This window comes from Kitasatospora sp. MBT63, from assembly GCF_000710465.2.
Taxonomy (GTDB): Bacteria; Actinomycetota; Actinomycetes; order Streptomycetales; family Streptomycetaceae; genus Kitasatospora.
In genome coordinates this window covers 1-10,442 of the sequence record NZ_JAIZ01000571.1, presented here as the reverse complement: position 1 = coordinate 10,442, position 10,442 = coordinate 1, and the positions used below count along the sequence as shown (strand labels likewise).

General features: G+C 73.7%; 7 protein-coding genes. 6 read left to right on the top strand and 1 reads right to left on the bottom strand.

What is annotated here, in order from left to right:
- Nucleotides 1–156 precede the first annotated feature (156 nt).
- The 5 genes from AA75_RS29945 (at nt 157) to AA75_RS29925 (ending at nt 5,482) form a co-directional block, all read left to right on the top strand.
- The gene (locus AA75_RS29945) at nt 157–972 is read left to right on the top strand and encodes a hypothetical protein (protein WP_051813731.1); all 816 of its coding nucleotides are present in this window, start codon (nt 157–159) and stop codon (nt 970–972) included.
- The gene (locus AA75_RS29940; protein ID WP_033823431.1) at nt 969–2,405 is read left to right on the top strand and encodes an NADH-quinone oxidoreductase subunit NuoF family protein; all 1,437 of its coding nucleotides are present in this window, start codon (nt 969–971) and stop codon (nt 2,403–2,405) included. Before AA75_RS29945 ends, AA75_RS29940 begins: the two co-directional genes overlap by 4 nt.
- A 163-nt stretch (nt 2,406–2,568) precedes the next feature.
- Entirely contained in the window at nt 2,569–3,612 is a 1,044-nt protein-coding gene (locus tag AA75_RS29935; protein ID WP_233289254.1) for an SCO0930 family lipoprotein, read from the top strand.
- Entirely contained in the window at nt 3,609–4,082 is a 474-nt protein-coding gene (locus AA75_RS29930; RefSeq protein WP_051813729.1) for a hypothetical protein, read from the top strand. The genes AA75_RS29935 and AA75_RS29930 overlap by 4 nt, the downstream gene beginning before the upstream one ends.
- Nucleotides 4,083–4,693: 611 nt before the next feature.
- Entirely contained in the window at nt 4,694–5,482 is a 789-nt protein-coding gene (locus AA75_RS29925; RefSeq protein WP_051813727.1) for an RNA polymerase sigma factor, read from the top strand.
- A gap of 59 nt (nt 5,483–5,541) precedes the next feature.
- Here the strand turns inward: AA75_RS29925 and AA75_RS29920 are convergent, their stop codons facing one another.
- Complete coding sequence (locus AA75_RS29920) at nt 5,542–8,631, bottom strand: M66 family metalloprotease (protein ID WP_033823430.1); 3,090 nt, start codon at nt 8,629–8,631, stop codon at nt 5,542–5,544.
- A gap of 381 nt (nt 8,632–9,012) precedes the next feature.
- On the opposite strand from AA75_RS29920, the gene AA75_RS29915 reads away from it, so the two are divergent.
- The gene (locus tag AA75_RS29915; protein WP_206743455.1) at nt 9,013–10,209 is read left to right on the top strand and encodes a CopD family protein; all 1,197 of its coding nucleotides are present in this window, start codon (nt 9,013–9,015) and stop codon (nt 10,207–10,209) included.
- The last annotated feature ends 233 nt before the right edge of the window (nt 10,210–10,442 follow it).

Here is a 10,442-nt window from a genome sequence, read left to right as displayed (position 1 = left end):
CGGATGACCCCCGCCCCCCCCCGCCGGGACCTGCCCGGCGCACCCGGACGCGGCACCCCCCGCGGCCCACCCGGGTCGCGGCCCGGCCCCCCAGCCCCACCCGCATTCGACCGGTGAACCGAACCGGACCAGCCACAACGCCGGAGGACTCAGCAGATGTTGACAGGGCAAGGACGCCGCTCGCGGCGTTCGGCCGAGGGACCGGCCACGGCCGGCCGCAGCGGCCAGGACGGACAGACACCGGCCGGCACCGCCGGGGACCAGGCCGAGGCCGGCACCGCCGGCCCGCGCACGGTGTGGTCCCTGCTCCCGCTGCTCGCCGCGGGGCTCGGCCTGACGGCGGTCGCCGTCAACGGCGCGCTGCAGGCGTTCCTCGGCGTGGCGGCCGGGGTCATCGCCCTGGTGTCGTTCTCCTCCGCCGTCCTGTGGGGGCTCGCGGCGACCGACCGGCTGCTCCTGCACCCGGTCCACCGGCTGGCCGCCCAGGCGATCCACCGGGCGATGGGCATCGCCGGCGTGGTCTTCCTGGTCCTGCACGTGTGGATGAACCTGATCCAGGACCAGATCGGCGCGGTGTCGGCGTTCATCCCCTTCGCCGACCCGCACCGGCCGGTGGTGCTCGGCCTCGGCGTCCTGGCCGGCTACGTCCTGCTGGCCGTGGCCCTGGCAGGCGCGGCCCGCGGGGCGCTGGCCAGGACCGGCGAGGCCGGACGCTGGCGGATCGTCCACATCTGCGCCTATCCGGCCTGGGGCGCCGGCCTCATCCACGGGCTCAACGCCGGCCGGCTCCCCGCCGGCTGGGTGTCCATCCTGTACAGCCTCGCGGTGGCGGGCGTGGTGGTGGCGCTGGCGCTGCGGCTCGCCTTCCAGGACCGCGGCTCGCTGCGCCGGGCCGCCGTCCCGGTCCGGCCCGAGCCGGAGACCCGGCCGACCGTCGGTGTCGGCTCCGAGCGACGGCGGCAGGACGGATGAGCGGCGCACCCATCGCCTGGCTGGGCCGCCCGGTGCTGTTCGCGGGCCTGGAGCGCGAGGAGCGGCTGGACTACCGCTCGCACCTGGTCGTCCACGGCGGGCTGCCGTCGATGCCGGCCGACGAGCTGGCCGACCTGGCCGAGAACGTCAACCTGCGCGGGCGGGGCGGGGCCGGCTTCCCGTTCGCCCGCAAGATCCGGGCCGTCGTCAAGGCGGCCGCCCGCCGCAAGGGCCGCCCGGTCGTGGTGGTCAACGGAACGGAAGGAGAACCCAGTTGTCTCAAGGACGCGGCGCTGCTGCTGCGCGCCCCGCACCTGGTGCTGGACGGCGCGCTGCTGGCCGCCACCGCACTGGACGCCGAGCAGGTGGTGCTCGGGGTCACCCGGACCGACACCGAGCAGTCCCTGCGCAGAGCGGTGGCCGAACGCAGGTCCACCCGGCTCCCGGTCACCGTCACCCGGCTCCCCGAACGGTTCGTCTCGGGCGAGGGGAGCGCACTGGCCCGCGGCATCACCAGCGGGATCGCGCTGCCCCGCGGCGGTGGCGTACGGACCAGCGACAGCGGGGTCGGGGGCCTGCCGACCCTGCTGTCCAACGCCGAGACGTACGCCCAACTCGCGGCCGCGGCACGGCTGGGCGCGCTGGTGTACCGAGAAGTCGGACTCCCGGCGGAGCCCGGGACGGTCCTGCTCACGCTGGCCGGCAAGCAGGTCGTGGAGGCCCCCACCGGCGTCCCGCTCGCCGAACTGCTGACCATGTTCGGCATGGAGATCGGCCAGGGCGTCCTGGTCGGCGGCTACCACGGCAAGTGGCTGACACCCGACGCGGCCGCCCAGGCCGTGGTCTCCCGCCAGTCCTTCCAGAGCCTCGGCGGCGCCCTGGGCGCCGGCGCGATCCTGCCCCTCCCCGAGAACACCTGCCCGCTGGGCGAGGCCCTGCGGGTGGCCCGCTGGATGGCCGACGAGACCGCGGGCCAGTGCGGCCCGTGCTACCTCGGCCTTCCCGCCCTGGTCAAAGCGCTGGAGGAGGTGGTACGAGGCGGCGGCCGGGCCGCCCTTGACGCCGTCGAGACCCGGATGCGCGCCGTCACCGGCCGCGGCGCGTGCAGCCACCCGGACGCCGCGTCCCGGTTCGTGGCCTCCGCGCTGGAGGTCTTCGACGACGACCTCCAACTGCACTCCTACCAGTACGGCTGCGGGCGGTCCGTGCAGAACGTGCTCCCGATGCCGGTCATGGAGAGCGCCGGGACCATCGTCGTGGACTGGACCCTGTGCGAGGCCCACGGCCTGTGCACCAGCGTCCTGCCCGAGGTGATCAGCCTGGGTGCGGACGGTTTCCCCGCCGCCGGCACCATGCCGGTCCCCCCGCAGCTGCTCCAGCAGGCGGCCCGGGCCGTCGACCGCTGCCCCGCGCTGGCCCTGCGGATGCAGTGAGCCGCCCCCGGCGCCACCGAGGCCGGCCGTATCCCCCGGCCACCCCCTGCCCGTGAAACACCCGCCCCGACCGGCCCGGCCCCACCCGGGCCGGTCCCGACCCGACCGATTCCGCATTCCCTCGAAAGCCCCCGGCTCCACCGATGGAAAGGCAAGGAACACCTTGACGACGACGACCAAACGCTACGGACTCGTGGCGGTCTGCCTCCTGCTGGCCGGCCTCGTGCTCATGGCGGCCTTCGGAAGTTCCAGCAGCAGCGCCAGCCCGAACAACCGGTCGGCCGACCCCGGGCAGCTGGTCGGCGCGCCCCCCGCCCCGGCCGGGGCGGGCGGCTACGGCTCGTACGGCTCCTACGGAGACGCCGGTGCCTCCGGTTCCCCGTCGGCGGCCGGTGCCGGACAGGCCGGCGGGCAGCTCGCCGTCCGGATGGACGCCCAGCTCGGCGCGGTCATGACGGACTCCCAGGGCTTCACCCTGTACCGCTTCGACAAGGACACCGCGAAGCCGCCGATGTCCAACTGCTCCGGTGCCTGCGCCACCACCTGGCCGCCGGTCCTCAAGGACGGCACCACCGCCGGCAGCGGCGTCGACGCGAGCAAGCTCGGCGAGGTCACCCGGGCCGACGGCAGCCGCCAGCTGACCGTGGGCGGCTGGCCGGCCTACCGCTACGCGCAGGACACCGCGCCCGGCGACACCAAGGGCCAGGGCGTCGGCGGCACCTGGAACGCGCTCGCCCCCGACGGTTCGAAGGCCAAGGCCGGCGGCGCCCCGGCGACCCCCGCGCCGGCCACCCCGGCGCCGGCCACTCCCGCCCCCGCCACCACCATGCCGCAGCCGACCCAGGCCAAGGTTCAGCTCTCGCTCATGACCCACCCCCAGCTCGGCCAGATCATGGTGGACGCCAACGGCCGCACCCTGTACCACTTCGCCAAGGACACCGCCTGGCCGATGCGTTCCAACTGCGAGGGCGACTGCCTGAAGACCTGGCCGGCCGCCCCGCCGGTGGACGCCGACAAGATCAAGGGGATCGACCCGAAGCTGGTCGGCAAGATGCAGCGGCCGGACGGCACCTGGCAGCTGAGCATCAACTGCACGCCCGTGTACCTCTACTCGGGCGACCAGGGCCCCGGTGACGCCCTCGGCAACGGCATCGGCGGCGTGTGGTCGGCCATCAACCCGGCCGGCAAGGCGGCCACCGGCAAGTGACGGCCCCGGACAGCACCCTCGCGGCAACCACCCGCCTCCCGTCCGTCCGCACGGTTCTCCAGTGGGTCGCCCTGGTCTTCCTACTGGTCCTGGGGGTCGTCGAACTCCTCAGCGGGCCGGGCGGGTTGGCCGGGACGTCCCGGGCGGCCGCCGCCGGCCGCAGCTCGGTGGAGGACCTGGCACGGCGGATCGGCTGCACCGCCGACATCACCACCGATGCCGCCGACCTCCGGCAGGGCGTCTGCACCTCGGACGGGGAGGAGATCTGGATCGCCACCTTCCCGACCACGGGCGCCCAGGACGCCTGGACCTCGGAGGCGAAGGCCTACGGGGGGTCGTACCTGGTGGGCGACAGGTGGGTGGTCGTCCTGTCCGACACCACCACCGACCTGCTGCACGGACTGCTCGGCGGGACCGTGGTGGGCGGGGTCGACCACACCGGCGCCCACTCCCACACCGGTAGCGGGTGACCGCGGAACACGGAGAGGAGGACAGCGGAACGAACCACGGGTGAGGGTTCCCACCGGCCGGCGCCGGTGGGAACCCTCACCCTTTGTGGTCCCCACGGGGGGATCACGGCGGGACAGCGCGAGGCGGGGATCCCCGCCGGGCACCGCCCGCGAAAACTGGTGGCACGTCAGGAAACCCGCGCCGAAACGCCTGCCGACCATGCAAATGCTGTATGAGTATTTCCGTTATCCCCGGGCCGACGCACTTGACGGGGCCTCGCCACGGTGCCGACGGGCCCGGCGACTTGCCTCACGGTGCGTCAAGTGCGGCCCGTACGCGGCTCCGCCACCCCGCATGCGGATTCCCCACATTCGGATCCGGAATCACCGGATGCGGGAGCGGTCCGACGCCTGTTGCCCGGAAACCCGTGGGACTGGTGTGCTGTGGCCCTTCCTGCCACACCGTCCCGACGGTCCCGCAGCAGACCGTCGTCGATGCCCTCAACCGGGCAGCTCCCCGTCCCGGCCCGTGCGCCGTAGCGCCGGCCAGGCCCCGCGAACTCCCCCACGCGAGATGGCCAGACCTGAGGAGGAACAAGTTGACCGTTCGTACCAGTACCCTCGAATCGGGCTTGAGCACACTGAGCGACGCCGAACTCGCGGCGGTGCTCCCCACCGCGACCGCGACCGGCGGCTCCCGCATCCGCGAGGTGATGGCCGAGGTGTTCAAGCGCCACCACAGCGCCGTACTCGCCTACGCCCGCAGCTACTGCCGCGACCCCCAGACCGCCCAGGACCTCGCCGCCGAGGCCTACGCCAGCACCTACCTGTCCGTCGCCCGCGGCCGTGGCCCCCGCCACGCCTGGCGCCCGTACCTGATGGCCTGTGTACGCCGCACCGCGATGGAGTGGAGCGCCCAGACCAGGGACCGGGTGGTGCTGCCGGAGGACTTCAACACCTGGGCCGAGCGGCTGGCCGGGGACGCCGAGACCGAGGGCGCGCTGCTGGCCGCCGAGGAGACCGCGCTGATCGCCAGGGCCTACCGCTCGCTCCCGGAACGGTGGCAGGTGCTGCTGTGGTTCTTCGTGGTGGAGGGCGAGCCGGCGGCCGCCGTCGCCCAGCGGATGAGCATGACGCCGAGCGGGGTGCGCTCGCTGGCCGCCCGCGCCCGCGAGGGCCTGCGCGAGGCGTACCTGCGCGCCCACGTCGACGAGGGCACCGACCTCGAGTGCCGCTACTTCACGGCGCTGCTGGCCGGCGCCGTCCGGCGGCCGGGACGGCGGCGCGGACGCGAGCTGGCCCAGCACCTGGAGGAGTGCCGCGGCTGCGTCCGGGTGGCGGCGGAGTTCCGCCGGGCCAACCGCCGCATCGTGACCACCTCGCTGGTGCCGGCCCGGCCCGAGGCGGTGCAGCCCTGCTGAGCCGCACCGCGCCGCACCGGCCCGCCGTCGCGGGCCGGTGCGGCCGGGTCACCCGCCGGTCAGGGGAACGGCACCACCCGGACCTTGTCACAGCCGAAGAAGCGGTACGTCCGCCCGTCGGCCCGGTCGGTGTACGAGCCCTTCACGCACGCCTCGCCGTCACCCGGCCGCAGGCCCGAGTGTTCGGTGTCGAAGTGCAGCAGCAGGTCGAGGTCGCCGTCCTTGACGGCCTGGGCCGGGTGCTCGGTGTGCTCGACCACGTCCATCGGGTGGCCCTGCCGGTGCGGTTCGCTGCTGCCGCCCGTCCCCGCGTACACCGCGTCGCGCGCCCCGAAGCGGGCGGTCAGCGGCTGGACGGTGGTGGCGTCGAACGCCAGCGGCAGGCCGTACTCGCCCGCGGTGGTGGTGAGCACCGCCACCGGAACGGTGTCGTTCGGCACCAGGAGCAGGTTCTCGGCGCGTTCCGGTTCGACGCTGATGGCGACCGGGACGATGCAGTCCAGGGTGAACTCCGCCGAGCGCCGGTTGTTGTCCGCGACCGGGTCGGTGTCGTCGGGCCGCGCCGGGGCGATCGAGCTGGTGAACCGGTAGGTGTGCGAGCCGGGCCGGTCGCAGCCGAGGGAGAAGACGGCATCGGACGGCTGCGGGGTGCCGACCGCGAGCGCGGCGACGGTCCGGGTGGCGGAGGCGGGGGTCGCCGTGGCGCCGGGGTCCGGGAGGGCGTCGGTGCGCACCGTGGCGTCCATCGGGCTGGACGGGCCGAGGTTGGCGACCGTGCTGTGCAGGGTGACGTCGAGGTGCCGGCCGATCACCAGCTGGGTGGGCGGCGCCTGGGCGGCCAGGCCGGTGACGGCCAGGTCGGCGACCGCGACCACCTTGGTGTCGGCGGTGGCGGTGTTGTCGGCGGGCTTCGCGTCGGGCCCGGCGAGGTTGTCGACGGTGGAGCCGGCGGTGATGGTCTTCGGGCCGCCGTTGCGGTGGACCAGGTCGGCCGGGACGTCCGCCGTGATGGTGTACTGCCGGGTGGCCCCGAGGCCGACCTCGGACAGGTTGCAGGTGACGGTGGCGCCGGTGACCGTGCAGGGCACGCTGCTGGTCGGGTTGGTGACGTCGGCGGGCAGGGTCGTGGTGACCCGGGTGGAGGTGGCGGGGTTCGGGCCGTGGTTGGCCACGGTGACCGTCCAGGTCAGGCTCGTCCCGGCGATGACCGGGTCGGGCGCGTCGGTGAGCGAGACGGAGAGGTCGGTGGTGTTGTTGACGGCCCGGATCCGGTCGGCCTCGGCCTTGGTCGGGAAGGTCCGCGACTCGAGCACCGGCGGGGCACTGCCCGGCTTCGGGAAGCGGCCGGGCAGGTAGCTCTGCACGAGCTTCCAGTCGTCGTGGCCGGTGAGCAGGCTGTCCTTGGTGCTGTTGGTGCAGTCGGCGGGGCCGGCGGCGTCGACGTTGACCGACATCTGCTGGGCACCGTCGTCGCCGTAGCCGGCCGGGTTGTCGCCGTTCCAGTCCGGGTTCCGGTTCAGCGGGGTGGTGCGTTTGACCCCGGTGTCGTCCATGAAGACGAAGTTGTTGACGGCGTCGTTCGGGTCGAGGACCCGGTCCTCGTGGAGGTCGTTCTCCTTGAGGTCGTCGAGCGGCGCCTTGCCGCGTGAGGTGCCGTCCAGGGCGATCCGGGCCGGTGAGAAGTCGACGACCACACCGCCGCCGGCGCGCGGGATGCCGGAGTTGAGGTCGTAGTTCATCACGCTGACGTAGTTCGGTTTGCAGTTGTGGGCCTCGTTGCCGCCGTGGTCGAGGCCGAGGTTGTGCCCGAGTTCGTGCATGAGCGCGGCGGGGTCGTTGCGGTACAGCACGATGTCGGTACCGCCGCCGTGGCCGCCGATCCCGCAGTCGGTGTCGGGTCCGGCGCCGTCGGAGTCGGTGTGGCTGGAGGTGTAGATGACGTAGTTGAACGCACGCTGGCGGACGGCGGCGAAATTGGTGGCCTTGCTCTGGAAGAACGCGGGGTCGAAGCCGCAGTTGTCGACGGCCGGGATCACCCCGCCGCCGCCGAGGTTCTCGCCGGCCAGGCAGTCCGGGTCGACCGCGTCGGTCTTGCCGTCGCCGTCGTCGTCGATGCCGTTGCCGCAGGTGGCCTTGAAGTCCTCGACGCCGGTGTCGCGGAAGGTGCAGTCGGGGTCGGCCCCGTCGGCGCCGTCCTTGCCGTCGTTGTCGATGCCGTCGGTGCAGGTGCCCTGCGGCGGGCCCTCCATCGCGGTGGCGTCGTAGCGGCCGCCGGAGTCGACGTGCAGGCGGATGCCGTTGCCGCCGGCCGGGTTCGGCAGCGGGGCCAGCTCGAAGGAGCGCCGGACCACCTCGAGGGACTCGTGGGAGGGGGCGGTGTTGCCGCTGTGGTCGAGCTCGAGGAAGAGGTCCTTGTGCAGCGGGTCGGCGCCGAAGGCGGGCAGGTCGACGGCGGTGGAGTTGTCGGCGTTGCGGATGCCGTAGCTCTCGTCGCGGTCGGCGATGCCGTCCTGGTCGGCGTCGCTGTGGGCGCTGCTGGTGATGGTGAGCCCGAGGGCGGCGCGCTTGCCGTCACCGGCCTCGGGGAAGTTGGGGTCGCCGTCGCCGACGGCGCAGGCCTGGCCCTGCGGGTGGCCGTCGCGGTCGGTGCAGGGTGAGTCCGGCCCGGGTCCGTGCCCGATGCCGTCGCCGAACCAGGTGTCGGTGAGCACGTTGTAGGTGAGGTTGAGCTCGACGTCCTGGTTGGTGGGGCTGATGTCCATCCGGTCGTCGTCGAAGCCGAGGCCGTCGTCGTCGTCCTTGATGCCGACGGTGATGCTGAGCGAGGTCTGGCCGGCGGGCAGGGTGAGGTGCTGGTCGAACACCCAGTGCTCGCGCACGGTGTTCGGGTGGAAGGCGTCGTCGGAGACGATCGGCCCGGTCTGCAGGGCGCCGTCGCCGATGGTGACCTCGGGGAAGAACTCGCCCTCCTCGTCGATCCCGGAGTCCGGGACCTCGAAGCGTTCGAACCAGTCCATGCTGACCGTGACGGTCAGTCCGAGCGGGACGGGCGGGGGCGCGGCCGCCGCCGGAGCGGGCGTGAGCAGCAGGCCGGACACCAGGCCCGCCGCCGCTGCCGCGGCCAGCCGTTGTCGCATCCTGTTCAGCATCCTGCCTGCCTCCTCGTGGGACCGGTTCATTCGGTAACGCAGAGTGACATGCGGGCGATCTCTTGACCCGCCCATGACCGACCGTGGACACGACAGGCCCCCCGAAGGAGCGAACCGGTGTACGCCGGACGGCGCACCGGCATGACCGGACGCACCGTCAGCACGCCACCGCCCCAAGGGAGAGCGCCCGACCCACCGGCCCCACCGGCAACGCTGCAGGTCACAGGTGTCCCGACGGTCCCGGCCGTGGCCGTCGACAGTCCCGGGCGGGTGGTTGCGCCTCTAATTAGGCATGGCTAACCTAAGCTCCTGCTCCCCCACTCACAGCAAGGAAGGCCACCCCCCGTGCCCTCGCCTCTGGTTCCCCCTGCCCTGACGTCGTTGGCAGCGGCCGCGCCCTCGACGCCGCTCGGCCCGTTCATCGATAGCGCCGTGGCCTGGACCACCTGGGTCACCCTGATGGGAGCGGTCGGGCTCACCACCCTCGCCCTGCTGTCCGCCGGCCCGGCCGCCGCCCGTACCGCGCCCGCCGCACTCCCCGCGGTCACCGCCAGGCTCTCGCTGGCCGCGGCCGTCCTCGCCGTCCTGGCCGTCCCGGCCGTCCTCACCGACCTGGCGCACGGTGCCTCGAAGACCCACGGCTACGACTACGCCGCCGCCTGGGACACCCTCTTCGACGGCAGCAACGCCGGCCGCCTGTCCGGCCTGGAGGTCACCCTCTCACTGGCCGGCGCCGCCCTGGTCGCCCCGCTGGTGGTCCGGTCGATCGCGGCCGGACCGGCGCGCCGGTGGCTGCTGTCCGCCGGCCTCGCGGCCTCCTCCGTCGCGCTCGGCACCACCAAGTTCCCCACCAGGACGCCCGCGGACTGGGGCCGCACCAGCTTCGACACCCTGGTCTGGATGCTGCACCTGCTGGGCGGCGGCGTCTGGCTGGGCGGCCTCGCCGGTCTGCTGCTGCTCGCCTTCCCCGGCGCGGTGCCCGCCGCCGGCCGCCGCCCGTTCTGGTCGGCCGCCATCCGCCGCTTCTCGGTCACCGCGATGGCGAGCGTCGCCGGTATCACCCTGTCCGGCCTGTTCCTGTACTGGGCGCACGTGGACGGCCCGACCCAGCTGGTCACCACCATGTACGGCCGGGTGCTCGGCGTGAAGATCCTGATCTTCGGCGGGCTGCTGCTGCTCGGCATGGTCAACCAGTTCTGGCTGCACCCCAAGATCGACGCGCTGCGCGAGGAGGGCGACGAGCGCCCGCCGGCCACGCTGCTGCTGCGCCGGTTCCCGCTGGTCGTCGCGGTCGAGGTGCTGCTCGGGATGACGCTGCTGTTCGTGGCGCCCTTCCTGCACGGCTCCGCCCGCAACCAGGCCTTCCAGGCCCGGGCGGCCGAGCAGTCCGCCACCCCCATCCCGGCCAAGAAGCTGCCGAAGCTCCCCGCCAAGGAGGTCAGCGCCTCCACCTGGGTCTACGGCACGGCGGAGACCGCCGCCGTGGTCGTCCTCATGGTCGGTGCCTACCGGGTCTCCGGCCGGCTGGCCCGCCGCCGCACCGACGGCACCGCGACCCCGGCGACCGCCGCCGCCTGAACCGCGGCACCACCCGCCACCACCCCGCCGACCTGGGAATCCTCCCGGGTCGGCGGCGGCGTACGGGGCCGGCGACCGGTCCCACCCGGTGCCCGGACGGCCACCCGAGTAGCGTTCGAGACGTGTCCAGTTCTCCGGCGCCACGGCGCCCGGACCGTCGGACGGCCGAACCGGGGCCCCGATGACCGGGTTGCTGGCGGCCGTCGACCCGACCAGCGGGTCCTCCCTGCTCG